Annotated in this window: 20 protein-coding genes; 5 read left to right on the forward strand and 15 right to left on the reverse strand. The window is 64.9% G+C overall.

All coding sequences use genetic code 11. From position 1 onward, the window contains the following. Positions 1–90: 90 nt before the first annotated feature. The 3 genes from AC1D09_RS10760 to AC1D09_RS10770 all read left to right on the forward strand — a co-directional run bounded on the left by AC1D09_RS10760 (position 91) and on the right by AC1D09_RS10770 (position 1,900). The gene (locus tag AC1D09_RS10760) at positions 91–465 is read left to right on the forward strand and encodes a COG4315 family predicted lipoprotein (protein ID WP_477663063.1); all 375 of its coding nucleotides are present in this window, start codon (positions 91–93) and stop codon (positions 463–465) included. Between the two features lie 64 nt (positions 466–529). Then, a complete protein-coding gene (locus tag AC1D09_RS10765) occupies positions 530–1,054 on the forward strand; it encodes a sigma-70 family RNA polymerase sigma factor (protein WP_477663062.1) in 525 nt (174 codons plus the stop codon). Positions 1,055–1,066: 12 nt separating this feature from the next. Then, positions 1,067–1,900, forward strand: coding sequence for an anti-sigma factor family protein (locus AC1D09_RS10770; protein ID WP_477663061.1), 834 nt, complete (start codon positions 1,067–1,069; stop codon positions 1,898–1,900). 12 nt (positions 1,901–1,912) lie between these two features. Here the strand turns inward: AC1D09_RS10770 and AC1D09_RS10775 are convergent, their stop codons facing one another. From AC1D09_RS10775 to AC1D09_RS10830, 12 genes are all read right to left on the reverse strand, one after another. Beyond that, a complete protein-coding gene (locus AC1D09_RS10775) occupies positions 1,913–3,040 on the reverse strand; it encodes an enoyl-CoA hydratase/isomerase family protein (protein WP_477663060.1) in 1,128 nt (375 codons plus the stop codon). Beyond that, positions 3,037–3,912 (reverse strand): DMT family transporter, encoded by an 876-nt coding sequence (locus tag AC1D09_RS10780; RefSeq protein ID WP_477663059.1) that lies wholly within the window; start codon positions 3,910–3,912, stop codon positions 3,037–3,039. Before AC1D09_RS10780 ends, AC1D09_RS10775 begins: the two co-directional genes overlap by 4 nt. Positions 3,913–4,101: 189 nt before the next feature. Further along, complete coding sequence (typA, locus tag AC1D09_RS10785) at positions 4,102–5,928, reverse strand: translational GTPase TypA (protein ID WP_477663058.1); 1,827 nt, start codon at positions 5,926–5,928, stop codon at positions 4,102–4,104. Between the two features lie 47 nt (positions 5,929–5,975). Next, complete coding sequence (gene truB / locus AC1D09_RS10790; RefSeq protein WP_477663057.1) at positions 5,976–7,016, reverse strand: tRNA pseudouridine(55) synthase TruB; 1,041 nt, start codon at positions 7,014–7,016, stop codon at positions 5,976–5,978. A gap of 90 nt (positions 7,017–7,106) precedes the next feature. Further along, on the reverse strand, positions 7,107–7,475 hold the full coding sequence (rbfA, locus tag AC1D09_RS10795; RefSeq protein ID WP_007865402.1) for a 30S ribosome-binding factor RbfA: 369 nt from the start codon (positions 7,473–7,475) through the stop codon (positions 7,107–7,109). 69 nt (positions 7,476–7,544) lie between these two features. Continuing rightward, complete coding sequence (infB, locus tag AC1D09_RS10800; RefSeq protein ID WP_477663056.1) at positions 7,545–10,442, reverse strand: translation initiation factor IF-2; 2,898 nt, start codon at positions 10,440–10,442, stop codon at positions 7,545–7,547. Between the two features lie 28 nt (positions 10,443–10,470). Continuing rightward, on the reverse strand, positions 10,471–11,997 hold the full coding sequence (nusA, locus tag AC1D09_RS10805; RefSeq protein ID WP_007865395.1) for a transcription termination factor NusA: 1,527 nt from the start codon (positions 11,995–11,997) through the stop codon (positions 10,471–10,473). Positions 11,998–12,030: 33 nt separating this feature from the next. Further along, complete coding sequence (gene rimP, locus AC1D09_RS10810; protein WP_074574433.1) at positions 12,031–12,618, reverse strand: ribosome maturation factor RimP; 588 nt, start codon at positions 12,616–12,618, stop codon at positions 12,031–12,033. Between the two features lie 370 nt (positions 12,619–12,988). Continuing rightward, positions 12,989–14,629: an ABC transporter ATP-binding protein gene (locus AC1D09_RS10815; RefSeq protein WP_477663055.1), complete on the reverse strand. Its 1,641-nt coding sequence runs from the start codon at positions 14,627–14,629 to the stop codon at positions 12,989–12,991. Beyond that, positions 14,629–15,708 (reverse strand): ABC transporter permease, encoded by a 1,080-nt coding sequence (locus tag AC1D09_RS10820; protein WP_477663054.1) that lies wholly within the window; start codon positions 15,706–15,708, stop codon positions 14,629–14,631. Before AC1D09_RS10820 ends, AC1D09_RS10815 begins: the two co-directional genes overlap by 1 nt. Further along, positions 15,692–16,717, reverse strand: a complete 1,026-nt coding sequence (locus tag AC1D09_RS10825) for a microcin C ABC transporter permease YejB (protein WP_477663053.1) — start codon at positions 16,715–16,717, stop codon at positions 15,692–15,694. The genes AC1D09_RS10820 and AC1D09_RS10825 overlap by 17 nt, the downstream gene beginning before the upstream one ends. Before the next feature lie 4 nt (positions 16,718–16,721). Beyond that, positions 16,722–18,539, reverse strand: a complete 1,818-nt coding sequence (locus tag AC1D09_RS10830) for an extracellular solute-binding protein (protein ID WP_477663052.1) — start codon at positions 18,537–18,539, stop codon at positions 16,722–16,724. A 96-nt stretch (positions 18,540–18,635) separates the two neighbouring features. On the opposite strand from AC1D09_RS10830, the gene fabI reads away from it, so the two are divergent. Further along, positions 18,636–19,445, forward strand: a complete 810-nt coding sequence (gene fabI, locus AC1D09_RS10835; RefSeq protein ID WP_413330533.1) for an enoyl-ACP reductase FabI — start codon at positions 18,636–18,638, stop codon at positions 19,443–19,445. A gap of 20 nt (positions 19,446–19,465) precedes the next feature. On the opposite strand, the gene AC1D09_RS10840 is transcribed toward fabI, so the two are convergent. Then, entirely contained in the window at positions 19,466–20,206 is a 741-nt protein-coding gene (locus AC1D09_RS10840; protein ID WP_477663051.1) for a GNAT family N-acetyltransferase, read from the reverse strand. After that, positions 20,203–20,550: a GFA family protein gene (locus AC1D09_RS10845; protein ID WP_074575115.1), complete on the reverse strand. Its 348-nt coding sequence runs from the start codon at positions 20,548–20,550 to the stop codon at positions 20,203–20,205. The genes AC1D09_RS10840 and AC1D09_RS10845 overlap by 4 nt, the downstream gene beginning before the upstream one ends. 45 nt (positions 20,551–20,595) lie before the next feature. On the opposite strand from AC1D09_RS10845, the gene AC1D09_RS10850 reads away from it, so the two are divergent. Beyond that, positions 20,596–21,633, forward strand: coding sequence for a DNA ligase (locus AC1D09_RS10850; RefSeq protein ID WP_477663050.1), 1,038 nt, complete (start codon positions 20,596–20,598; stop codon positions 21,631–21,633). A gap of 21 nt (positions 21,634–21,654) precedes the next feature. Here AC1D09_RS10850 and AC1D09_RS10855 read toward each other — a convergent pair whose 3' ends face one another. Then, on the reverse strand, positions 21,655–23,943 hold the full coding sequence (locus AC1D09_RS10855) for an Orn/Lys/Arg family decarboxylase (protein WP_413330537.1): 2,289 nt from the start codon (positions 23,941–23,943) through the stop codon (positions 21,655–21,657). Between the last annotated feature and the right edge of the window lie 174 nt (positions 23,944–24,117).

The following is a 24,117-nucleotide window of genomic DNA, read 5'->3' on the forward strand; positions in this document are numbered from 1 at the left end:
CGGCCCCGGCCGGTGTTTATCCCTGTGCAGCCGCATGCACGTGCGTGCTGCGCCATCGAAAACGCCCACAACACCACACCGGAGAACTCCATGAAGCTGCTGTCCACCGCCCTTCTGGCGGCTGCCCTGCTCGGCGGCTGCGCCTCCATGACCGCCCCCGCCCCGGCCCGCGTTGCCGACGGCGTGCTGGTCGGCCCCAACGGCATGACGCTGTACGTCTTCGACCGCGACGCCGCCAACAGCGGCAAATCCGTCTGCAACGGCCCCTGCGCCACCAACTGGCCGCCCCTGATGGCCACCGATGCCGACAAGCCGGCTGGCGACTACACGGTGATCACCCGCGACGACGGCAAGAAACAATGGGCCATGAAGGGCAAGCCGCTGTATTACTGGGCCAAGGACAGCAAGCCGGGCGACAAGACCGGCGACAACGTAGGCACCGTCTGGCACGTCGCCAAACCCTGACGCCAGGGCGCTGCTGCCTGCCCTGCCCGGCCTGGTTAGGATGGCAGCAGGCTTTGCACCACGCATGACCCACTTTCCGCTGACCGACCATATCCCCAGCCTGCGCCGCTATGCGCGCGCGCTGACGGGCGACGCCTGGACGGCCGACGACCTGGTGCAGGACACGCTGGAGCGCGCCTGCGCCAAATGGCGGCTGTGGGTGGTGGGCAGCGACCTGCGCGCCTGGTTGTTCACGCTGATGCACAACATCTTCGTCAACCAGGTCAGACGCTCCCTGCGGCAGGCGGCCGCGGGTGCCACGGTCAACGTCGATGAGGTCGAGAACGAACTGGCGGCGCCGGAGGCCGGCACCGCCCAGTCGCTGGACCTGCAGCGCTGCCTGCTGCGCCTGCCCGAAGACCAGCGGGCCGTGCTGCTGCTGGTCAGCCTCGAAGACCTCAGCTATGAGGAGGTCGCCAGGATCACCGGCGTGCCGGTCGGAACGGTCATGTCCCGGCTGTCGCGCGCGCGAAGCCGTTTGCGTGAATTGATGGACGGCCCGGCCCCGGTGGCCGCCGCCGCGCCGGCCCAGCTCAGGCGCCTGAAGTAAAGGCAGCACCCTATGGAAAAAAACCACGACACCTCTCACGCCCAAGGCGAAGCCCTGCACGACCGGATCAACGCCCTGGTCGACGGCCGCTTGCCGCCTGCCCGGCAGGCTGAACTCGAAGCGCAACTGGGCGAAGACGCCGCCGCGCGCGAGACCCTGCGAAGCTGGAAGGCCCAGCGCGAGGCCTTGCGCGCCCTGCACCGCCCCTTGCTGGACGAAGCCATCCCCGACACCCTGCTGGCCGCCGCGCGCCGCGGCCAGGCGGGCAAACAGCAGATCGAGCAATGGCGGCGCTGGGGCGGCATGGCGGCCGCCGTGATGCTGGCCTTTGGCGTGGGCTGGCTGTCGCATGGGCAGCTCGGCGGCCCGGCGCCGCAACAACTCGCCGCTGCGCGCTCGGCGCAATCCTTTGTGCACCAGGCTTCGCTGGCGCACGCGGTGTTTTCGCCCGAGGTGCGCCATCCTGTGGAGGTCACCGCCGCGCAGCAGGAGCACCTGGTGCAGTGGCTGTCCAAACGCGTGGGCCGGCCGCTGAAAGTGCCGGTGCTGGCAGCCGAAGGTTATGAGCTGGTCGGCGGCAGGCTGCTGTCCGGTGACGGCGGCGCCCGCGCGCAATTCATGTTCCAGAACGCGGCCGGCCTGCGCCTGACGCTGTACCTGGGCGCCATCGATGCGACCTCCCAGCCGCAGTCCCAGGCGGCACAGGAAACCGCCTTCCGCTACAGCGGCGACGGCCCCGTGCCCTCGTTTTACTGGGTGGACCAGGGCTTTGGTTATGCGCTGAGCGGTGCCGTCTCGCGCGATGAATTGATGAAGCTGGCGCAGCAGGTGTACCAGCAGCTCTGAGCCTCGGCTCGCTTACTTCAGCCCGCGCAGGGGATGCGCCTCAGGCGTCCAGGGGCTCGCAAAAAACGCATCCGCCATGCCGGGCTTGACGTCTTCAATGCGCGCCGGGTTCCACTGCGGCTTGTAGTCCTTGTCAATGGCCAGCGCGCGTATGCCTTCGACGGTTTCGCCGGCCGCGCCCGGGCGCAGGTGAAAGCAGTGGTGCACCATGTCGCGCTCCATGCGCAGGTCATCGGCCAGGCCCATGCCGCGCGCGCGGCGAATCTGCTCCAGCGTGACGTGCAGCATCAGCGGCGAGCGTTTGCGCAAGGTTGCGGCGGTTTTGGCCGCCCAGGGGTCGGCCGACGCCTCCAGCGCATCGACGATGTGCTTCACACGCTGCAGCGAGAAATAGCCATCGATCTGGCCGTCTGCCTTGGCCGGCCGGGTGTGGCCCGCTGTCCACTGTGCCGCTATCCAGGCCTCGGCCGCCGCGGCCGAAGCAAAGGCCTGGCTACCCAGCGCATCCCAGAGTTCAGGAAGGCGGGCCGCCTCGACCTGGATGTCGGCCAGCCCATAGTCCAGCGCCTCTTGCGCGCCAATGACGTCCCCCGTCAGCGCCAGGTACTCGCCCGCATGGCCGGGGCAACGGCTCAGGAAATAACCGCCGCCTACGTCCGGGAACAGACCAATGTTGGTTTCCGGCATGGCCATCTTGGTGTGCTCGGTCACGATCCGTAATTTGGCACCCTGGCTGATTCCCATGCCGCCGCCCATGACCACGCCGTCCATGAAAGCAACATAGGGCTTGGGATAGGTGTGGATCAGGTGGTTGAGGGCGTATTCCTCGGTGAAGAAGTCTTCCAGCGCGGAATCGCCCGCAAACACCGCCTGGTGGAAAAAGCGGATGTCGCCGCCCGCGCAAAAGCCGCCGAACAGGCTCTCCGGTGTGCCGGGCTGGCCTTTTTTGTTGCTGCCGCGTATGGCCACGACATGGACCGCCGGGTCGTCGCGCCAGGCCAGCAAGGCGGCGGACAAGGCCCGGATCATGCCCAGGGACAGCGCATTGAGCGCCTTGGGGCGGTTCAGGGTGATGAGCCCGGCATTGCCGCGGCGCTCGACCAGCACCTCGGTCCGGGTCTCCGTGTTCATGCCGTTCATGCGCGCTGCCTCCATCCAATCAGTTCATTGACCACCAGCGCGCCTATGACCAGCGCCCCGCCCGTGAGCACACTGGCGCCGGGCACCTCGCCCGCGCCGAACCAGGCCAGCAGAATCCCGAAAATCACTTCCAGCAGCGCCAGCAAGGCGACTTCCGGCGCCTTGAGCACACCGGCGCACATCACCGACAGCACGCAGGGAATGGCCAGTTGCACCAGGCCCAGCAGCGCCAGCAGGCCGACGTCATGCGCCGTGGCGGAAAACGGCAGCGACAGCGGCAAGGTCGCCAGCGTCGAAATCGCCGCGCCCAGCAGCACCGCGGGCACCAGGTCGACGTTCTTGCCATGGGCACGGCTATGCTGCACCACCGTCCAGTTGCTGGCGCTGGCCAGCGGCACCATCAGGGCCACCAGGGTCCCGCCTATATGGCTGGAAAGGTCCATCTGCCCGCCGTACATCCAGGCAATGCCGGCGCCGGCCATGGCGATGGCCAGCCAGGTGCGTGCCGGAATCTTGTGGCCGATGAAGGCGCGCGCCAGCAGGGCCGTGATGAAGGGACTGACCGCCATGGTCACCAGCACGTTGGCCACGGTGGTCAGCGTGAGCGCGACCATGAAGGCGGTGAACATCACGCTCCAGCAGACACCCGACAGCCAGAAAGCCGAGCCGCCGTTGCGGATCTTGCTGAACACCGCCCTGCCCTGGAAAAACGGCAGGATGACCAACAGCGACACCACCGTGAAAAAGCTGCGCCAGAAGGTGACCTCAAAGCTGCGGGCCGACTCCAGGTGGCGGGTCACGACCCCGGCAATCGACCACATCATGGTCACCAGGATCATCAGGAAGACAGCGCGGGAATGCGTGAGTTTCATGGGCGAACAATCAATTCAGCTCTGATACAAACTTAAAAAGCCGCTGAAGCTTTTACGCACAGCGGCCTGATTTTCAAGCGCTCCCCCTCTGTTGCCAGCAGGGGCCGCGGAACCGGCTTTGCCGGGCCGCAGGCGCAGCGGCCCCCTCGGGGGGCAGGAAGCTACACGAAGTGAGCGACCGTGGGGGCTTTAAGACCTTCCAGCGCGCTTGCGGTCGCTTTCTTTCAGATGGCGCTTGCGCAGGCGGATGGACTTGGGCGTGATTTCGACCAGCTCGTCGTCCTCGATGAATTCCACGCCGTATTCCAGCGTGCATTCAATCGGCGGCGTGATCTTGATCGCGTCTTCCTTGCCGCTGACGCGGAAGTTGGTCAACTGCTTGGTGCGCGTGGCGTTGACCACCAGGTCGTTGTCGCGGCTGTGGATGCCGACGATCATGCCTTCGTACACCGGGTCGTTGGCGCGCACGAACATGCGGCCGCGGTCGTCCAGCTTGCCCAGGGCGTAGGTGAAGATTTCACCGTCGTCCATGGAGATCAGCACGCCGTTCTTGCGGCCGCCGATGTCGCCCTTGTGCGGCTCGTAGCTGTCGAAGATGTTGGAGATCAGGCCCGAGCCGCGCGTCAGGTTCAGGAACTCGTTGGTAAAGCCGATCAGGCCGCGCGCCGGGATGCGGTACTCAAGGCGCACACGGCCGCGGCCGTCCGGCTCCATGTTCACCAGCTCGCCCTTGCGCTCGCCCAGGGCCTGCATCACGCCGCCCTGGTGCTGGTCTTCGATGTCGGCGGTGACCAGCTCGATAGGCTCGTGCTTCTCGCCGTTGACGTCCTTGAACACCACGCGCGGCTTGGAGACGGCCAGCTCATAGCCTTCGCGGCGCATGTTTTCCAGCAGGATGGTCAGGTGCAGCTCGCCACGGCCCATGACTTCAAAAATGCCTTCTTCGTCGGTTTCCTTGACGCGCAGGGCCACGTTGTGCTGCAGCTCTTTCTGCAGGCGGTCCCAGATCTGGCGGCTGGTGACGTACTTGCCTTCGCGGCCGGCCAGCGGGCTGGTGTTGACGCAGAAGTTCATGGTCAGGGTCGGTTCGTCGACCTTGAGCATGGGCAGCGGCGCGGGGTTGAGCGGGTCGGTGATGGTCACGCCGATGCCGATGTCGGCAATGCCGTTGATCAGCACGATCTCGCCGGGGCCGGCTTCGGTGGCCTGCACGCGCTCCAGGCCCTGGAAGGTCAGGACCTGGTTGATGCGGCCCTTGATGGCCTTGCCGTCCGGGCCTTCCATGACGACCACGTCCATCATGGGCTTGATGGTGCCCTGGCTGATGCGGCCCACGCCAATGCGGCCGACGAAGGTCGAGAAATCAAGCGCGGAAATCTGCAGCTGCAGCGGCGCAGCCGGGTCGCCCTTCTGGGACGGCACGTGCTTGAGGATGGTGTTGAACAGGGCCGACATGTCGGGGCCCCACTGCTCGTTGGGCGGGCCTTCCTCGAGCGAGGACCAGCCGTTGATGCCGGAGGCGTACACCACGGGGAAGTCCAGCTGCTCGTCGGTTGCGCCCAGCTTGTCGAACAGGTCGAAGGCGGCGTTGACCACCTTGTCGGGATTGGCGCCCGGCTTGTCGACCTTGTTGACCACGACGATGGGCTTCAGGCCCAGGGCCAGCGCCTTCTTGGTCACAAAGCGCGTCTGGGGCATGGGGCCTTCCTGCGCGTCGATCAGCAGCACCACGCCGTCGACCATGGACAGCGCGCGCTCGACTTCACCGCCGAAGTCGGCGTGGCCCGGGGTGTCGACGATGTTGATGTGCGTGCCTTCCCAGGTCACGGCGCAGTTCTTGGCCAGGATGGTGATGCCGCGTTCTTTTTCGATGGCGTTGTTGTCCATCACGGTGTCGACCACTTTTTCGTGCTCGGCGAAGGTGCCGGACTGGCGCAGCAGCTGGTCGACCATGGTGGTTTTGCCATGGTCAACGTGGGCGATGATGGCGATATTGCGGATCTGTTTGTGGCTCATGGTTGGCTTTCTGGGAACTTTAAAACGTCAAAAACTGGCAAAAACTGTCAATGGTGAACAAAGGCCGCCGCACCCGCGGGCGCGGTGCCGCCGGAACTGTGCGCGGCATTCAAAATGTCCTGGATCTCGATCGGGCTCAGCAGGCGTTGCGGAATCAGCTCGTCCGCCGTGATGTGGGCCGAGCCCAGGAAGGCCGGGGCGTCGCCGCCCTGCCCCGCCGCAGGACCGTAGACCTGCACCAGCGGCGCGTCGGCGCCCCACTGGCCGGGCTCGCCCCGGCGGCGCAGGCCGCTTAAAAACCGCCCCGCATTGTCGGCGTCCAATGTGACAGACGGGTACGCGGCCACCAGGGACTGGGCCGGCAGCAGGCAGGCTTCGCGCTCGGGCTCGGTCATGGCTTCCAGGGTCGGCAGGCTGACGCACTGCTGCGTGGTGTAGCCGCCGGTCTCCAGCCGCCTGAGCGAGCCCAGGTGGGCGCCGCAGCCTATGGCCTCGCCGATGTCTTCGCCCAGCGTGCGGATGTAGGTGCCCTTGCTGCAGGTCACGGTGATCTTGATGGCGGCCGGCGCGCGCTCGTCGTGGACCCGGGCCATCTCCAGCTTGAAGATGGTGATGTGGCGGGCTTCGCGCTCGACTTCCTGGCCCTTGCGGGCGTATTCATAGAGGGCCTTGCCGTCTTTCTTGAGCGCCGAATACATGGGCGGCACCTGCGCCAGCGGGCCGGTGAAGCGTGCCGTCAGGTCCTGCAGCAGGGCGGGCGTGATCTCGGGCACGGGACGGGTCTCTATGACCTCGCCCTCGGCGTCGGCGGTGCTGGTCTTTTTGCCCAGCAGCAGCACGGCTTCGTAGGTCTTGTCGGCATCGAGCTGGATCTGGCTGAACTTGGTGGCCGCGCCAAAGCACAGCGGCAGCACGCCGGTGGCCAGCGGGTCCAGCGTGCCGGTGTGGCCGGCCTTGTCGGCGCGCAGCAGCCATTTGGCCTTCTGCAAAGCCTGGTTGCTCGACAGGCCCAGCGGCTTGTCGAGCAGCAGCACGCCGTGCACGGGACGTCGCTGGATTTTCTGGCGATGAGAAGAAGTTTGCGTCATAAGTTCCGACAGGCTCGGCGCACGGGACAAACCCGGCGCTTCGTTGGCGCCGTTGTCCCTGAACCTGTCATCAAGGGGAACGGCGCGAACTCAGTCGTCGTGCGCGCGGGAAGAGACCGCCTTGGCAATCAAGGCGTTCATGTCGGCCGCGCGCTCGGTGGTGCGGTCGAAGTGGAAATGCAGGGTCGGCACGGTGTGCGTCATCAGGCGCTTGAACAGGCCGTTGCGCAGGAAGCCGGCGGCCTGGTTGAGCGCTTCCTCGCACTCCTTCGGGTCGCCGACGAGCACGCTGAAGAACACCTTGGCATGCGCATAGTCGGCCGTCACCTCGACGGCCTGGATGGTCACCATCCCGACCCGCGGGTCTTTCAGCTCGCGCGCGATCAGCTCCGTCAGGTCGCGCTGGATCTGATCGGCGACACGAAAGCCGCGGTTGGGGGTGGATGACTTTTTACGCATGGGCTGAATGGGGCGGAATCTTGTCTTGCCTGGAAGGCCCGCCGCGGGAAGGCGGCGGGCCGGTCCGTTTTACAAGGTACGCGCCACTTCCTTGATCTCGAAGAACTCGAGGATGTCGCCTTCTTGAATATCGTTGTAGTTCTTGATATTCAGGCCGCACTCGAAACCTTCCTTGACTTCGCGCACGTCGTCCTTGAAACGCTTGAGCGAGTCGAGTTCACCCGTGAAGATGACCACGTTATCGCGCAGCAGGCGCAGGCGCGCGCTGCGGCGAACCAGGCCGGAGGTGACCATACAGCCGGCAATGGAGCCGATCTTGCTGACCTTGAACACCTGGCGGATCTCGGCGGTACCGATGACTTCCTCTTTCTTGTCGGGCGTGAGCATGCCGGACATGGCGGCCTTGAGTTCGTCCACAGCGTCATAAATGATGTTGTAGTAACGAATGTCGATGCCGTTGTTCTCGGCCTGCTTGCGCGCCTGGGCGTCTGCGCGGGTGTTGAATCCGATCAGCACGGCCTTGGAGGCGATGGCCAGGTTGACGTCGGACTCGGAAATGCCGCCGACGCCGGAGTACACCAGTTGCACCTTGACCTCGTCGGTCGAGAGCTTGAGCAGCGACTGGGCCAGCGCTTCCTGCGAGCCCTGCACGTCGGCCTTGATGATGATGGGCAGCATCTTGACCTCGCCCGCCGAGATGTCGGAGAACATGTTCTCCAGCTTGGCGGCCTGCTGCTTGGCCAGCTTGGTATTGCGGAACTTGCCGGCACGGTAAGTGGCGATTTCACGGGCGCGGCGCTCGTCGGTCATCACCATGAACTCGTCGCCCGCCTGGGGCACTTCGGTCAGGCCCTGGATTTCCACGGGAATGGAGGGGCCCGCCGATTTGATCGGCTTGCCGTTTTCGTCCAGCATGGCGCGCACGCGGCCGTAGGTCGAGCCGGCCAGCACCACATCGCCGGCCTTGAGCGTGCCGGACTGGATCAGCACGGTCGCGACCGGGCCGCGGCCCTTGTCGAGCTGGGCTTCAATGACCAGGCCCTTGGCCATGGCGTCAACCGGTGCGCGCAGTTCCAGCACCTCGGCCTGCAGCAATACCTGCTCGAGCAGCTGGTCGATGCCGGCGCCCGTGCGGGCGGAAACCGGCACAAAGGGAGAATCGCCACCGAATTCTTCGGGCACGACTTCCTCGGTGACCAGTTCACCCTTGACGCGGTCCAGGTTGGCATCGGGCTTGTCGATCTTGTTGATCGCCACCACGATGGGAACGCCGGCCGCCTTGGCATGCTTGATGGCTTCCTTGGTCTGGGGCATCACGCCGTCGTCGGCCGCCACCACCAGGATCACGATGTCGGTGGCCTGGGCGCCGCGGGCACGCATGGCGGTGAAAGCCTCGTGGCCCGGGGTGTCCAGGAAGGACACCATGCCGCGCGGGGTTTCCACGTGGTAGGCGCCGATGTGCTGGGTAATGCCGCCGGCTTCACCCGCGGCCACTTTGGCGCGGCGGATGTAGTCGAGCAGCGAGGTCTTGCCGTGGTCGACGTGGCCCATGACGGTGACCACGGGCGCGCGCGGCAGCAGTTCCGCCTGCTGGCCCTGCACGTCGTCGTCGGTGAAGGCTTCCGGATCGTCCAGCGCGGCGGTGACCGCCTTGTGGCCCATTTCTTCCACCACGATCATGGCGGTGTCCTGGTCCAGCGGCTGGTTGATGGTGACCATCTGGCCGAGCTTCATCAGGTGCTTGATCACCTCGGAGGACTTGACGCTCATCTTGTGGGCGAGTTCGGCCACGGTGATGGTTTCGGGCACATGCACCTCGATGACCTTGAACTCGGTCGGCGCCACAAAGGTGGACTCGGGGCGTGCTTCGCGGTCGTTGCTGCGGCGGCCGCGCGGGCCGCTGCGGAAATTGCCGCGTCCGGGCACAACGGGCGCGCCACGGCTCGGGATGCCCTTCTTCTTGGCGGCATCGTCCTTCCAGGTCGAGGACAGGTTCTCCGACTTGACTTCCTTCTTGCCGGCGGCGCCCGGCGCGGCGGCAGCCGCGGGAGCACCCGGCTTGGGCGCGGCGCCCGGCGCACCGGCCGGCTTGTGCAGCGTGCCCTTGATGGCGGCCTTGGGGTCGACGTGCGGCACCAGCACGCGCTTGGGCGCGGACATCATGGCGCGGATGCCCGCGGCTTCGGCCTCAGCCTTGCGGCGGCGTTCCTGCAGCTCCTGCGCCTTGGCGGCATCGGCCTGGAATTCAGCGGTGGCCTTGGCCTTGGCGGCCGCAGCCGCGGCAGCGGCATCGGCGGACTTGGTAGCCTGTTCGGCGGCGGCGGTTTCAGCGGCCTTGGAGGCGGCGGCCGTCGGCGCGGCGGCTTCCTTGGCCTTGCCGGCAGCGGGCTTGGCCTTCTTCGCGTCGGCGGCGGCAGCAGCTGCGGCGGCCTGGGCGGTCTGCTCGGCAGCCAGACGTTCCTGTTCGCGCGCGGCATCCTTCGCGTCCTGCTCTTCACGCAGGCGGCGTTTTTCGGCGAGTTCCTGCTCCTGGCGGCGCAGCAGCTCTGCGTGGCGGCGGGCTTCTTCCTCGCGGCGGATCAATTCGGCGTCATCGACGACGGGCGCCGGCGGCGGTGCGGCCACTTCGGGCTGCACTTCTTCGGCGGGCTGGTCCGAGCCTTCGTCGCGTTTGATGAAAGTGCGCTTTTTACGGACTTCCACCTGGATGGTGCGGGCCTTGCCGGTGGCGTCGGCCTGCTTGATTTCGCTGGTGGATTTTTTCACCAGCGTGATCTTTTTGCGCTCAGCCGTGACAGTGCCATGGCTGGCCTGCAAATAGCCCAGGAGCTTTTGCTTGTCCGCCTCGGACAGGGGGTCGCTGGGCTGCGCCTTGGCGACGCCCGCGCTGGTCAATTGCTCGATCAGCGTGGCGGGGGATTTATTGAGTTCAGCTGCGAATTCAGCGACGGTGGTGGTACTGGACATATGTTTTTTTCCTGCAGGCCTTTCATGATCATTGCTCTTGGGCCGCTGCGGGTGCAGGGGTGTCAGCGGCAGCGGGCTCATCGGTAAACCAATGCGCGCGAGCGGTCATGATCAGGGCTTTGGCCTCGTCCGCAGACTGGCCGGTGATATCGGTGAGTTCGTCCACAGCCAGGTCGGCCAGGTCGTCGCGGGTGGTGATGCCCGCTTCGGTCAATTTGGCGATCAGCTCTGGCGTGAGGCCTTGGACGTCGCGCAGGTTCTGCGAAACGCCTTCGGCATTTTCTTCCTTGGCGATTTCCATCGTCAGCAGCGCGTCTTTGGCGCGGGTGCGCAGCTCATTGACGGTGTCTTCGTCGAAGGATTCGATTTCCAGCATTTCCTGCAGCGGCACATAAGCCACTTCTTCGAGGCTGGTGAAGCCTTCGGAGATCAGGATGTCGGCGATTTCCTCGTCCACGTCGAGCTTTTCCATGAAAAGCTTGCGGCTGGTGTCGGTTTCGCTGGCCTGCTTCTGGGCGGACTCGTCGGCCGTCATGATGTTGATCTTCCAGCCGGTCAGCTCGGCGGCAAGGCGCACGTTCTGGCCGCCGCGGCCTATGGAGATGGCCAGGTTTTCCTCGTCGACGACGACATCCATGGCGTGGCGCTCTTCATCCACCACGATGGACGACACATTGGCCGGAGCCAGCGCGCCGATGACGAACTGGGCCGGGTCTTCGCTCCAGAGCACGATGTCGACGCGTTCGCCGGCAAGCTCGTTGGTCACGCCGTTGACGCGGGTGCCGCGCACGCCGACGCAGGTGCCTATGGGGTCGACGCGCTTGTCGTGCGACAGCACGGCGATCTTGGCGCGCGAACCGGGGTCGCGGGCGCAGGATTTGATCTCCAGCAGGCCCTGCTCGATTTCAGGCACTTCCTGGCGGAACAGCTCGATCATGTACTCGGGCGCGGTGCGCGAGAGGATGATGGGCGCGCCGCGCAGGGTCGTGTCCACTTCCATGATCATGGCGCGGACACGGTCGCCGGAGCGCAGGTTTTCCTTGGGGATCATGTCCCCGCGGCGCAAACGGCCCTCAACGCGGCCGGATTCGACGATGATGTCGCCCTTGTCCATGCGCTTGACGGTGCCGACAAAAATCTTGTCGCCGCGCGACATGAAGTCGTTGAGCAGCATTTCGCGCTCGGCGTCGCGGATTTTCTGCAGGATGACCTGTTTGGCCGCTTGCGCGCCGATACGGCCTATGGGCAGGCTTTCAACCGGCTTTTCGATGTAGTCGCCCTCTTCGATGTCGGGGATTTCGTCGCGCGCGTCGCTCACCAGCTCTTCGGCCTCGGGGTTTTGCAGGCCGGCTTCGTCCGGCACCACCAGCCAGCGGCGAAAGGTCTCGTAGTTGCCGCTGTCACGGTCGATCACCACGCGGATGTCCACTTCGCCTTCGTACACTTTTTTGGTGGCCGAGGCGAGCGCGAGCTCAACAGCGCCGAACACGACGTCGCGCTCCACATTTTTTTCACGCGAGATGGCGTCAACCAACATCAACAGTTCGCGATTCATTTCACAAGCCTGCCTTTCTTCATTTCTTGAAATTTAATTCTCTGTGGAGGAAGCGGCACCGGGGGCCGATCTGGGTTTGCGGCCCTTGAAGTCCACCACGGGCGCAAGCCGCGCCTGGTGAAGCTCGTCGAGCGTGAAACCCAGCGCCTGCAGCGGTGCGGGAATCCTCTTCTTGCTAATCTTCTGGCCGGGTTTGGCGGGAGGCTCGTCACTCCAGACGACCTGCCAGCCGGCCTCGGCGCGCTCCAGCGTGCCGCGGAATTTCTTGCGGCTGGCCGTCACCGTCGAGCCGGCGCTGGCCGCCACGCCAATTGGCGCCTTCAGCGTGATGTCGACCAGTTCGCCGGCAAAACGCTCAAAATCCTTTTCGCTGCGTAGCAGCCTGTCGATACCGGGGGAACTGACCTCCAGCCGGGCATATTCGACGCCCTCGACTTCCAGCACAAACTGCAGCTGGCGGGTGACTTTTTCGCAGTCTTCGGCATTGATGAACTGCTCGGCGCCCTGGACGTAAGGCATGTCGATCGTGACACGCAGCAAACCGCCGCCGGTGCGCTCGATCTCGACCAGCTCGTAGCCCAGCCCCGTCACAGTTTGCTCAATCGTCTCTTGCAATGCCATTCAGTCTCTAAAACCCGCTCTATTAATTCAATAGTTCAAAAACAAACGCCCAAAAAAAATGGGCGGTGAAAACCCGCCCATTTGGTCGTGAAGCTCATATTGTAACGTGCCGCGTCCCTCGATGCAAACAATTTCCGTGCCTGAAACGAGAGTCGCCGCTCAAAACCCCGGCGGGAGCAGCCCGCCTTAACCCTTTTTGTTAAGTCATCACACCGTCATTCGTTGATTGCCAGCTTGTGGCGGGACCGGTAGAAGCAAAGATGGGCGCCGCGCACTGTTTTTCAACGGCGCCCACAGAGCAATGCCAAAATTTCAAATGAAATCATAGGGATTTTTTGATTATCTAAAGTAAATTCTCAAATTTGCAGGCCTACACAGCCGTCACAAGCACACGCGTATAAGGATGGCGCGGCGAATCCAGCACCTCGCTGAGCGAGCCGGATTCCAGCACATCGCCGTCCTTCATCACCATGACTTCATGCGCCATGGCGCGTATCACGTCCACGTCGTGCGTGATCAGCAAATAGCTCAGGCCGCGCTCGCGCTGGAGTTTTTGCAGCAGGCCCAGCACCTGCTTCTGGATGGTCACGTCCAGCGCGCTGGTCGGTTCGTCCAGCACCAGCAGCATGGGGTTGACGATAAGCGCCCGGGCAATCGCCAGGCGCTGGCGCTGCCCGCCCGAGAACTCGTGCGGGTAACGCTGCAGCAGGCCTGGAAACTGGGCCTCCGTCATACCGACATCGGCCAGCGCCTGCACGGCCCGCTCGCGCCGGGCTGCGGGGGCCAGGCCGGGCTCGTGCACGCGCAGGCCCTCCTCCACGATGGCCTCGACGCTCATGCGCGGCGACAACGAGGAAAACGGGTCCTGGAACACCACCTGGACCGCCCGGCGCATGGCTTTGTCACGCGCGGCCTCGCGGCCCCAGGCCTGGCCCGCCGCCTGCAGTTGCCCTGAAAAAGGCAGCAGGCCCAGGCTGGCCAGCGCCAGGGTCGATTTGCCGGAGCCCGATTCGCCGATCACACCCAAGGTCCTGCCGGCCGGAATCTGGAAATTCGCGTCTTTCACTGCCACAAATTCACCGCGCTGGAACCAGCCCCGTATCCCGGGAACCGGCACCGGATAGCTCACGCGCAGCCCTTCGGCTTTCATCGTGATCGCGGCATCCGCCGCGGGACTGGCCGCCGCCAGCCCGTCGCGCCGCGGCTTGCTGTCGATCAGCTTGCGGGTATAGGGATGCTGGGGCCGGGCGAACACCTCGGCCACGGCGCCCTGCTCCACAATGCGGCCGTTTTCCATCACCGCGACCCGGTCGGCGAACTTGCGCACCAGGTTGAGGTCGTGGGTGATCAGCAGCACGGCCATGCCGTTGCGCTGCTGCAGCGCGCCCAGCAGGTCCAGGATCTGGCCGCGCAGGGTAACGTCCAACGCCGTGGTGGGCTCGTCAGCCAGCAGCAGCCCGGGCTGGCAGGCCAGCGCCATGGCGATCATGGCCCGCTGCCGCTGCCCGCCCGAGAGCTGGTGCGGAAAAGCCCTGGCGCGGCGCGCGGGCTCGGGAATGCCCGTGTCGGCCAGCAGCTGGATGGCGCCCTGCACCGCTTCAGCCCGGCTCAGGCTTTTGTGGAGCTCCAGCACCTCGGCAATCTGGTCGCCAACGCTGTAGAGCGGGTTGAGCGCCGTCATGGGCTCCTGGAAGATCATGGCGATGTCGCGGCCGCGAATCCCGCGCAGGGAAGACTCCGGCAGGGACAGCAAATCAACGGGTGCCTTGGGCGGCGCCCCGCTGGCCGCGCGTTCGGCCGCGTCGACGCCGGCAAAAACGGCCTTCCCGTTCACCGCGGCGTTTTGCGCCAGCCGCAGCAGGCTGAGCGCGGTCACGGTCTTGCCCGAGCCGGACTCACCCACCAGTGCCAGCTTTTCACCGGGGGCGATGGAGAAATCAATGCCGTGGACCACGGATTTGCCCGCGAACGAAATCCGCAGGTTCTGGACGTCAAGCAGCGGCGCGGCCATCAGTCGGCCTTCCGGGGATCCATGGCGTCGCGCAAGGCGTCGCCCATGAAAGTCAGCAGCAGCAATGTCATGACCAGCACCAGGAAGGTGGACAGCGATATCCACCAGGCGTCGATGTTGTTCTTGCCCTGGGATAGCAGTTCGCCCAGCGAAGGCGTGCCGGGCGGCACACCCAGGCCCAGGAAATCCAGCGAGGTCAGCGCCAGGATGGAACCGCTCATGCGAAACGGCAGGAAGGTCACGACCGGCGTCATGCTGTTGGGCAGGATGTGCCGCCACATGATTTGCAAATTGCTGACGCCCAGGGCCCTGGCCGCCCGCACATAGTCCATCTGGCGGTTGCGCAGAAACTCCGCGCGCACGTAATCGGCCAGGCCCATCCAGCCGAACACCGACAACAGGATCAGCAGCAGCGCGATGCTGGGCGCGAAGATGGCGCTGAAGATGATGAGCAAATAAAGTTCGGGCATCGCCGTCCAGATCTCGATCAGGCGTTGCATCACCAGGTCGGTCTTGCCCGCGAAATACCCCTGCACCGCACCCGCCAGGATGCCCAGCGCCGTGCCGATCACGGTCAGCGCCAGGCCGAAGAGCACACTGACGCGAAATCCGTAGATCAGTTGCGCCAGCAGGTCGCGCCCCCGGTCGTCGGTGCCGAACCAGTTGTCGCGCGTGGGCGCGGCCGGGCTGGGGGACTTGGCGAAGTAGTTCAGGGTCTTGGGGCCGTAAGGGTTGGGCGCATAGATCGCCCAGTTGGCGCCGGCGGTGATGCGCTCGCGGATGAAAGGGTCCAGGTAGTCCGCGGGCGTCGGGAAATCGCCGCCGAAGGTCTGCTCGGAGTAATCCTTGACGATGGGGAAATAAAGGGTGCCCTCGTAGCGCACGACCAGCGGCCGGTCGTTGGAGATGACTTCGGCGAACAGGCTGAGCACCACCATCGCGCAAAAGATCACCAGGCTCCAGAAACCCAGCGGATTGCGGCGAAAGCGCCGCCAGGCGCGGCGGGCGGGGCTGACGTGGAGCGCCGCCGCGGCGTCGGCCGCCGGCGCGGGGGCGCCATTGCTAGTCGAATTTGACACGTGGGTCCACCAGTACGTAAGAGAGGTCGCTGATCAGCTTGGTAAAAAGCCCTATCAATGTGAACAGGTAAAGCGTTCCAAGCACCACGGGATAGTCGCGCCGGATCACGCTCTCGTAGCTGAGCAGGCCCAGGCCGTCCAGGGAAAACAGCGTCTCGATCAGCAGCGATCCCGTGAAGAACGCCCCGATGAACGCGCCCGGAAAGCCGGTGATGATGGGAATCAGCGCATTGCGGAACACATGCTTCCAGAGCACGCGGTTCTCGGCCAGGCCCTTGGCGCGCGCCGTCAGCACATATTGCTTGCGAATCTCCTCCAGGAACGAGTTCTTGGTCAGCATGGCCGTCACCGCGAAGCTGCCGAACACCATGGCGGTCACCGGCAATGTGATGTGCCAGAGGTAATCCACGATCTTCGCGCCCACGCTCAGTTCATCCCAGTTCGGCGAGGTCAGTCCGCGCAAGGGAAACCACTGCAGCTGGCCGCCGAAGATCACCAGCAACACAACACCCAGCACAAAACCCGGAATGGCATAACCCACCAGGATCAGCAAGGTGGTGACCAGGTCGAACTTGCTCCCCGCCCTCACCGCCTTGGCCACACCCAAAGGCACGGCCACGCCGTAACTGATGAAAAATGTCCACAACCCGAGGCTGATGGACACCGGCAGCTTCTCCAGGATCAGCGTCCACACATCCTTGTTCTGGAAAAAGCTCTTGCCCAGGTCGAAGCGGGCGAACTGGCCCAGCATCTGCACCAGCCGCTCATGGGCCGGCTTGTCGAAACCATACAAGGCCTTGATCGCCTCCAGGCGCTTGGGGTCCACGCCCTGGTTGCCGCGGTAGCTGGAGCCGCCCGATTCCACGCCGCCGAAGCCGCCTTTGGCGTCCGACAGGTACTGCTCCACCGGCCCGCCGGGCACGAACTGGATCACGGCAAAGGTAATCAGCAGCACGCCCAATAAAGTGGGGATCATCAGCAGCAGGCGTTTGAGGACGTAGGCGAACATCTGGCTACTTTCCTTGGGGCACGGGTTTGGCCCACCAGGCCATCATCACCCAGTCCTCCGCCCCGGTATAAGGCGGCATGGGCGGTTTGAAGCCCAGCCGCCAGGCGTTGTAGGCGAGACGGTGCGAGGTCAGCGTCCACTGGGGAATCAGGTAGTGGCTGTGCATGATCACGCGGTCCAGCGCCCGGCAGGCCGGGATCAGTTCGGCCTTGGTCCTGGCGCCGACCGCCGCGGTGACCAGCGCGTCCACGGCCGGGCTCTTGACGCCAAAGTAATTGCCCGAGCTTTCGGTATCGGCCGCCTTGCTGCCGAAGATGTCGCTCAGCTGCTGGCCCGGGTCGTGCGTGCCAGGGAAGTTGATGGTCGTGATGTCGAACTCGAATTTGTCCAGCCGCTGCTGGTAGAGCGCAAAGTCCACCGGCGAAAAGCGCAGCGTGATGCCCAGCTTTTCCAGGTTGCGCATCCAGGGCGCGACCGTGCGCACGCCGGTGTCGCGGCTGTCCAGGTAGTCGAGCACCATGGCGTCGCCCTTGGCGTTGCGCAGCGCGCCGTCGCGGTAAGTCCAGCCGGCGTCCTTGAGCAGGGCCTGCGCCTTGCGCAGGTTGTTGCGCAGCGACTGGCCTTCACCGGTCGTCCTGGGCGGCTGGTACATGGGACCGAAGACCGCGGCCGGCACCTTGGCGCGCAAGGGCTCCAGCAGGGCCAGTTCTTCCGGCGACGGCAGGCCGGTGGCGGCGCAGTCGGTGTTGCCGAACAGGTCCTGCACGCGCGGATAGCCGTTGTAGAACATCTGCCGGTTCATCCACTCATAGTCCAGCGCCAGGCCGAGGGCTTCGCGCACACGCGGGTCGGACAGCATGGGCTTGCGGCTGTTGAGCACATAACTCTGGAAGCCGGCCGGCTGGCGGTGCGGAAAATCCTGCTTGACCAGCTCGCCCGAATCGAAGCGCTTGCCCGTCACCCGGCGTGCCCAGTCGCCGGCCGAGTAGAAGCTCATCATGTCGAATTCGGCCGCCTTCAGGGCCTCCAGGCGCGCCGTGCTGTCCTTGTAGATCTTCACGGTGATGCGATCGAAGTTATAGCCGCCGCGCCGCACGTTCAAATCGCGGGCCCAGTAGCCGGGGTCGCGCGCATAGGTGATGTCCTTGCCGAAACGCACCGGGCCGATCTTGTAGGGCCCGCTGCCTATGGGTATGTCCATCACGACTTCGTCGAAGCGCTTGGGCTTGCCGCCCACCATGCCCCAGGCGCGGCTGAACACCGGCAGGCCGCCCACGGTCAGCGGCAGTTCGCGGTTGGGCTTCTTGAACCGAAAGCGCACGGTACGCGCGTCGATCACATCGCAGCCCGCCACATCCTCCAGCGCGGTCTTGTAGCCGGGTGAGGTGTAGGGGCCCATCAGCGTGTCGTAGCTATGCTTGACGTCCGCGGCCTCCACCGGCATCCCGTTGTGGAACTTCGCCTGCGGCCGCAGGCGGAACACCACGCTCAGCCGGTCCGGCGCCACCTGCACGTCCTCGGCCAGCAGGCCATAGCCCGCGGCGGTTTCGTCCATGGAGCCGGCCAGCAGCGAATCGAACATCAGCACCGACAGGTAGGCCGGCGCCGAGCCCTTGATCGTGAAGGGGTTGTATTTGTCGAAAGTCGAATAGCGCAGGTTGCTGACCAGGCGCAGGTCGCCGCCTTTGGGGGCCGCGGGATTGACGTAATCGAAATGGGCAAAGCCCGCGGGGTACTTGAGGTCGCCCCAGAGCGCATAGCCGTGTGCGGCCCATGACGGCGCTGAAACTAGCAGCAGGACCCAGACCAGCAAACTTCGCATGCGACAATTCTGCCCTACTTAGGTCGGCAAATTTCCATCGCGCGAATCTCGCGCCCCTTGCCGGCATATCTTCCGCACATTTACTGGAGCACCTGCATGGCGACACACACCGGATTCCTCACTGGCAAAAAACTGTTGATCACGGGCGTGCTGTCCAACCGCTCCATCGCCTACGGCATCGCCAAGGCCTGCCACGCGCAAGGCGCCGAACTGGCTTTCAGCTACGTCGGCGAGCGTTTCAAGGATCGGATCACGGAATTCGCCGCCGACTTCGATTCGAAGCTGATTTTTGACTGCGACGTGGGCGACGACGCGCAGATCGCCAAGCTGTTCGCCGACCTGTCGCAAACCTGGCCGACGTTTGACGGCTTTGTGCACAGCATCGGTTATGCGCCGCGCGAGGCGATTGCCGGTGACTTCCTCGACGGCCTGTCGCGCGAGGGCTTCAAGATCGCCCACGACATCAGCGCCTACAGCTTCCCGGCCATGGCCAAGGCCGCCCTGCCCTACCTGAACCCGAAATCGGCCTTGCTCACGCTGACCTACCTGGGCGCGGTGCGCACCGTGCCCAACTACAACACCATGGGTCTGGCCAAGGCCAGCCTGGAAGCCTCGGTGCGCTACCTGGCCGAATCGCTGGGCCCCAAAGGCATGCGCGTGAACGGCATCAGCGCCGGCCCCATCAAGACCCTGGCCGCCAGCGGCATCAAGGGCTTCGGCAAGATTCTGAGCGTGGTCGCCGAGGCCTCGCCGATTCGCCGCAACGTGACGATCGAGGACGTGGGCAACGTGGCGGCCTTCCTGCTGAGCGACCTGGCCGGCGGCGTGAGCGCCGAGATCACCTATGTCGACGGCGGCTTCAGCCACGTCGTGGGCGGTATCGCCGAGCCGGCCGAAGCGGCCTGAGCTCCCCGGGCCTCGGCCCCTTAAGGCTGGCGCCAGTAGTCGTAGCTCCAGACGGTCTCAAAACCCGCGCGCCGGTACAGCGCCAGCGCCGGGGTGTTGACGTCTTCCACCTGCAAAAACGCCCGGGCGATGCCGCGCTGCTCGGCCACGGCGGCGATGCCGGCCAGCACGCGCCCGGCCAGTCCCCTGCCCCGGAAGGCCTGGTCGGTGCGCATGCCGTGCACGCTGGACCAGCCATGGCTGAAGGCGCCGGCGCCCGCTGCCACGGTTTTGCCGTTTTCGCGCACGCTGGCATAGACCGAACCGCGGGCGCGGCTCAAGGCCTTGACGCGGCTCGCGCCGTCCACCGGGTCAAAACCTTCGGCCAGGAACAGCGCGGCCCAGGCCGCATCGGGCACATCAGCGGTCTCGGCGGGCACTGCCGCGCTGGCCGCGCGCATGGCCTGCACCGGCGCCACCTGAACCAGCACCGGCTTTCCCGATTGGTAGCCGCGCCGCGCCAGCTCCTGCCGCAGGCCGTCGAAGCAGGCTTCATTGGCCAGGCGGAACACCGTGCGCAGGCCGCGCGCCCGGTAGCGCGCTTCGATCTGGTCGATCATGTCCTCACCCGCCGGCACGTGGCGCAGCGGCACGGCACTGTGGGCCCGGCTGACCGTGCCGCTGTCATAGGGCAGCAGCCAGCCCTGGAACTCCTCGACGGCTTCGGGAGACACCGCGGCCAGGGTGGCCCGCTCTATGGACTCGATATCGCTGGAGGTCATGCCGCCCGCCCGTTGAAATGCTGGACGGGGATGGCGGCAAGGTCCAGGTCCTGCACGCAGCGCAGGTTGATGGCGGCCATGCGCTTGCCGTCCGGGCCCGTGCCCTCGCCATACGGGTGGATGCCGCAGGTGGGGCAAAACCGGTGCTGGATAAGGTGCTTGTTGAACAGATAGGTACTGGCGTTCTCATCGGGCGTCAGCAGGCGCAACTGCTCGCGCGGAACAAACCAGAGCAGCGAGCCCTTGCGCGAGCACATGGAGCAGTTGCAGGCCAGCGCGCCGGTGGGTTCGCCTTCGACCTCAAAGGCAATCCTTCCGCAGTGGCAGCTTCCTTGGTGGCTCATGTTTTGCATCCTTTTTTCTCAATGATTTGTTGGGGAGTCGAGCGCGTGTGGCGCGCCCTCGACAGTTTCCTGGTGCAAGGCTTGCCGCACCCGGCACGGGACTATAGACTGTACATTCATACAGCCAAAAGTCAAAAAAATATGGCACCGCGCCCATCACCAACACCCCCTTTCCGCACTTCGGCTTCCGTGGCGGTTTTTCGCCTCAAGGCCCTGCACCTGCTGCTGGTCGTCGCGGGCCTGCTCACGCCCCTTCTGCCTAGCGCGGCCTTTGCCGCCACGGCCGCTCCGCAGGCGCCGCAGCTCATGCTGGCCAAGGCCTACCGCCCGGGCATCCCCCTGGCTGACTACTGGGTCAGCGAAAAATACGACGGCATACGCGGCTACTGGGACGGCGAGAAACTGCTGACCCGCAACGGGGAACGCATCGCGGCGCCGGCCTGGTTCACAGCAGGCTGGCCCAAAGTGCCGCTGGACGGCGAGTTATGGGCGGGCCACGGGCAGTTCTCCCGCGCGATGTCCACGGTGCGCCAGCAAAGCCCGGACGCAGCGGCCTGGCGGGCCATACGCTTTATGGTGTTCGACCTGCCCGGGCAGGGCGGCCGCTTCAGCGAACGCATCCCGGCCCTGAACGGCGTGGTGAGCCGCATCGACCAACCCTGGGTGCAGGCGGTGGCGCAGTCCAAGGTGGCCAGCCATGCGGCCCTGCAGGCCTTGATGGCCACCACCGTCAGGCACGGCGGTGAAGGCCTGATGCTGCATCGCGGGGCTTCGCTTTACAAAGGCCAGCGCAGCGACGACCTGCTCAAGGCCAAACCGCACGAGGATGACGAAGCCCGCGTGGTGGCGCATATTCCCGGCCAGGGCAAATATGCGGGCATGGTGGGCGCGCTGCTGGTGGAGATGCCCGCCGTGGACGGCAAGCCCGGCCGGCGCTTCAAGCTGGGCAGCGGCCTGAGCGACGAGTTGCGCCAAAACCCGCCGCCCGTGGGCAGTACCGTGAGCTACCGTTTCCGCGGGCTGAACGACAGCGGCATTCCGCGCTTTGCCAGTTTCATGCGGGTGCGGGACGCCGCCGTTTAAGGCGGCCGGGGCCGGCTGGGCCTACTTCTTGACGCAGTCCGCGTAGTAGCGGGTCTTGCCCTTGGCGTCGACCTCTTCCACCAGGCCGTGGATGTCGGTCTCGAACCCCGGGCACTGCGCGTTGAATTCACGCGAGAACTTCAGGTAGTCCACGATGCGCTTGTTGAACACCTCGCCCGGAATCAGCAGCGGGATGCCGGGTGGGTAAGGCGTCACCAGGCCCACGGTGATACGGCCTTCCAGGTGGTCGATCTCGACGCGCTCCGTCGTGCGGTGGGCGATGTGGGCATAGGCGTCGCTGGGCTTCATGGCGGGCGCCAGGTCGCTCAGGTAGACCTCGGTCGTCAGCCGCGCGATGTCGTACTTGGCGTACAAGGTGTGGATGTGCTGGCACAGGTCGGCCAGGCCCATGCGCTCGTACTTGGGGTACTTCTGGCAGAACTCGGGCAGGATGCGCCACATCGGCTGGTTCTTGTCGTAATCGTCCTTGAACTGCTGCAGCGCCGTCAGCAGCGTGTTCCAGCGGCCCTTGGTGATGCCGATCGTGAACATGATGAAGAAGCTGTAGAGGCCGGTCTTTTCGACGATCACGCCGTGTTCGGCCAGGAACTTGGTCACGATGCTGGCCGGGATGCCGGTTTTGGCGAACTTGCCGTTCAGGTCCAGGCCGGGCGTGACGATGGTGGACTTGATCGGGTCCAGCATGTTGAAGCCGGTGGCCATCTGGCCGAAGCCGTGCCAGTTGTTGGCGCCGTTTTTTGCCATCTTGGCACTGCGGGATTCGCCCTTGATGATCCAGTCCTGGGCCTCGCCGATCCCCTCTTCGACCAGCTTGTCCGGCCCCCAGACCTTGAACCACCAGTCGTCGCCGTACTCCTCGTCGATCTTGCGCATGGCGCGGCGAAAGTCCAGTGACTCGGCGATGCTTTCCTCGACCAGCGCGGTGCCGCCGGGCGGCTCCATCATGGCCGCGGCCACGTCGCAGCTGGCGATGATGCTGTACTGCGGCGAGGTGGAGGTGTGCATCAGGTAGGCCTCGTTGAAGAGGTGCCTGTCGAGCTTCACGTCCTGCGAGTCCTGCACCAGCACGTGGCTGGCCTGGCTGATGCCGGCCAGCAGCTTGTGGATGGACTGCGTGGCGTACACCACGGCGTTTTTCGGCCGGACGCGGTTTTTGCCCATGGCGTGGTAAGCGCCATAGAAAGGGTGGAAAGCCGCGTGCGGCAGCCAGGCTTCGTCGAAATGCAGGTTGTCGATGTAGCCGTCCAGCATGCCCTTGATGGTTTCGGTGTTGTAGAGCACGCCGTCATAGGTCGACTGCGTCAGCGTCAGCACGCGCGGCCTGACCTTGCTGCTGTCCACGCCCTTGAGCAGCGGGTTGGCGTCTATCTTGGCGCGGATGGCGTCCGGCTCGAATTCGCTCTGCGGAATCGGGCCGATGATGCCGAAATGGTTGCGCGTCGGCTTCAGGAACACCGGGATCGCACCGGTCATGATGATGGAGTGCAGGATGGACTTGTGGCAGTTGCGGTCGACCACCACCACGTCGCCGGGCGCCACCGTGTGGTGCCAGACCATCTTGTTGCTGGTGGAGGTGCCGTTGGTCACGAAGAAGCAGTGGTCGGCGTTGAAAATGCGCGCCGCGTTGCGCTCGCTGGCGCCTATGGCGCCGTCGTGGTCCAGCAGCTGGCCGAGTTCTTCCACCGCGTTGCAGACGTCGGCGCGAAGCATGTTTTCGCCGAAAAACTGGTGGAACATCTGCCCGACCGGGCTTTTGAGAAAAGCCACGCCGCCGGAATGGCCGGGGCAATGCCAGGAATAGGAGCCATCCTCGGCATAGTCCAGCAAGGCCTTGAAAAACGGCGGCTGCACGCCTTCCAGGTAGCTCTTGGCCTCGCGCAGGATGTGGCGCGCCACGAACTCGGGCGTGTCCTCGAACATGTGGATAAAGCCGTGCAGCTCGCGCAGGATGTCGTTGGGAATATGGCGCGAGGTTTTGGTCTCGCCATAGACGTAAATCGGCACGTCCAGGTTCTTGCGGCGCACCTCCTCGATAAAGGTGCGCAGGTTCAGCACGGCGGGATCGAGGTCGGGGCCGGGCGAGAACTCCTCGTCGTCGATCGACAGGATAAAGGCGCTGGCCCGGCTTTGCTGCTGGGCGAACTGGGAGAGGTCGCCGTAGCTGGTGACGCCCAGCACCTCGAAGCCTTCGCTCTCGATGGCCTGCGCCAGCGCGCGGATACCCAGGCCGGAGGTATTTTCGGAACGGAAATCTTCGTCAATGATGACGATGGGAAAGCGGAATTTCATGGCGGGGAGAGCAGTTCAAGGGCGCCCTGAACCTGTCGGAGGGCATGGGGAACGCTCAAAAGGCATAGACAGGTTGAGCCCGAGCGGCGGGAATGAAGCTTTTTCCAAGCAGCGAAGTGTAAGGACATATTGTTGCGCTACGCTTGTCTTGGGGTCTAATTGCCCCAAAATGTA

It is taken from the genome of Polaromonas sp. P1_A2 (assembly GCF_056406895.1).

Excerpts from the sequence above, each read along its gene's own strand:
- AC1D09_RS10770 (WP_477663061.1), top strand. The coding sequence starts at position 1,067 with ATGGAAAAAAACCACGACACCTCTCACGCCCAAGGCGAAGCCCTGCAC.
- AC1D09_RS10780 (WP_477663059.1), bottom strand. The coding sequence starts at position 3,912 with ATGAAACTCACGCATTCCCGCGCTGTCTTCCTGATGATCCTGGTGACC.
- AC1D09_RS10775 (WP_477663060.1), bottom strand. The coding sequence starts at position 3,040 with ATGAACGGCATGAACACGGAGACCCGGACCGAGGTGCTGGTCGAGCGC.
- AC1D09_RS10830 (WP_477663052.1), bottom strand. The coding sequence starts at position 18,539 with ATGCGAAGTTTGCTGGTCTGGGTCCTGCTGCTAGTTTCAGCGCCGTCA.
- AC1D09_RS10855 (WP_413330537.1), bottom strand. The coding sequence starts at position 23,943 with ATGAAATTCCGCTTTCCCATCGTCATCATTGACGAAGATTTCCGTTCC.
- AC1D09_RS10760 (WP_477663063.1), top strand. The coding sequence starts at position 91 with ATGAAGCTGCTGTCCACCGCCCTTCTGGCGGCTGCCCTGCTCGGCGGC.
- AC1D09_RS10815 (WP_477663055.1), bottom strand. The coding sequence starts at position 14,629 with ATGGCCGCGCCGCTGCTTGACGTCCAGAACCTGCGGATTTCGTTCGCG.
- rimP (WP_074574433.1), bottom strand. The coding sequence starts at position 12,618 with ATGGCATTGCAAGAGACGATTGAGCAAACTGTGACGGGGCTGGGCTAC.
- AC1D09_RS10845 (WP_074575115.1), bottom strand. The coding sequence starts at position 20,550 with ATGAGCCACCAAGGAAGCTGCCACTGCGGAAGGATTGCCTTTGAGGTC.
- rbfA (WP_007865402.1), bottom strand. The coding sequence starts at position 7,475 with ATGCGTAAAAAGTCATCCACCCCCAACCGCGGCTTTCGTGTCGCCGAT.
- AC1D09_RS10840 (WP_477663051.1), bottom strand. The coding sequence starts at position 20,206 with ATGACCTCCAGCGATATCGAGTCCATAGAGCGGGCCACCCTGGCCGCG.
- AC1D09_RS10765 (WP_477663062.1), top strand. The coding sequence starts at position 530 with ATGACCCACTTTCCGCTGACCGACCATATCCCCAGCCTGCGCCGCTAT.
- typA (WP_477663058.1), bottom strand. The coding sequence starts at position 5,928 with ATGAGCCACAAACAGATCCGCAATATCGCCATCATCGCCCACGTTGAC.
- nusA (WP_007865395.1), bottom strand. The coding sequence starts at position 11,997 with ATGAATCGCGAACTGTTGATGTTGGTTGACGCCATCTCGCGTGAAAAA.
- infB (WP_477663056.1), bottom strand. The coding sequence starts at position 10,442 with ATGTCCAGTACCACCACCGTCGCTGAATTCGCAGCTGAACTCAATAAA.
- truB (WP_477663057.1), bottom strand. The coding sequence starts at position 7,016 with ATGACGCAAACTTCTTCTCATCGCCAGAAAATCCAGCGACGTCCCGTG.
- fabI (WP_413330533.1), top strand. The coding sequence starts at position 18,636 with ATGGCGACACACACCGGATTCCTCACTGGCAAAAAACTGTTGATCACG.
- AC1D09_RS10825 (WP_477663053.1), bottom strand. The coding sequence starts at position 16,717 with ATGTTCGCCTACGTCCTCAAACGCCTGCTGCTGATGATCCCCACTTTA.